The sequence below is a fragment of the Ectothiorhodospira marina genome (genome assembly GCF_900109495.1).
GTDB lineage: Bacteria > Pseudomonadota > Gammaproteobacteria > Ectothiorhodospirales > Ectothiorhodospiraceae > Ectothiorhodospira > Ectothiorhodospira marina.
Genome location: NZ_FOAA01000041.1, coordinates 1 through 1,014 on the forward strand (window position 1 = coordinate 1; position 1,014 = coordinate 1,014).

Consider the following 1,014-nt stretch of genomic DNA (forward strand, 5'->3'; position numbering starts at 1 on the left):
GCGATGCGCTGCGCCAGCAGCGCCCGGGCCAGGCTTTGTGCCCGCCGCCTTCGCGGGCGAGGCCCGCTCCCACAGGGGGCTTGGATCCCATATAGGGGGCTCGGATACCACAGGGAGTCCCGGATCCCACGGGAGCCACCTCCAACAGGAAATCCCTCAGTGAGGCTGGTCCAGTTGCAGGGCCTTCACTTCATCCAGGGACAGACCGGTGGTCTGAGCGATCTGCTCTTCAGTGAGCGCACCCAGCTTGAGCAGGTTAATGGCGGTTTCACGAGCATTTTCATGCCGGCCCTTCTGCTCACCCTCCCGCCGGGCTTCACCCAGCAGCGACACTTCATCACGCAGCGCACGCTCCCGCACAAACGCCAGCCGTTGCGCTTCCTCGTCGGCACTGAGCTCCCGGATGCGGCTCATGGCACGCTGGACCGGGTCGTGGACAACCTTGGCCATGATGAATTCCTCCCGCCAATGCTTGAAAAAGGTGATCCAGGCCCGCAACGGACCTTCCGGTAAGCCAAGACGATCCGCCTTGTTCAATTCGATCAGGTTCATCTGCAGGATGTTCCCCAGCGACACCTGTGGCTGGCGTTCATCCCGCATCTCGAACCGCCACACCGCCTGCCGGCGCTCAGCCTCGCTGCCGATGAACAGATCAAAGTCCAGCAAGTGAATCCCCACCGAGGCACGCAGCTCCTGATAGTCTTCGCCCGCATTCAGCTGGGTGCCCAGGGTGCGGGCCAGGTAGAACAGCCCCCGCTTGTGCCAGGCACCATAGCGGCGAACCTGAATCTCCACATTGTAGCAGTGGCCCTGACGATCGCGGGCCAGCACATCCAGGATAATGTACTTGCCGGTGAGCTCACTGGGCTCGATGGTGGGGTTGAGTACCTCGACGCTGGCAATGTTCGGGAGATCCGGGCGCAGGTCGTTGATCAGGTCCACCAGCAAATCCGGCGCCTCAGCGAACAGCCGCTTGAACACATAATCGTTGGTAGGGTCGAGGAGATCACTCAT

General features: G+C 62.0%; 1 protein-coding gene. It reads right to left on the reverse strand.

What is annotated here, in order from left to right; translation table 11 throughout:
* Positions 1-156: 156 nt before the first annotated feature.
* A partial coding sequence (locus BMY52_RS15050) for an Rpn family recombination-promoting nuclease/putative transposase (RefSeq protein ID WP_090255812.1) occupies positions 157-1,014 on the reverse strand: 858 nt, incomplete at its 5' end.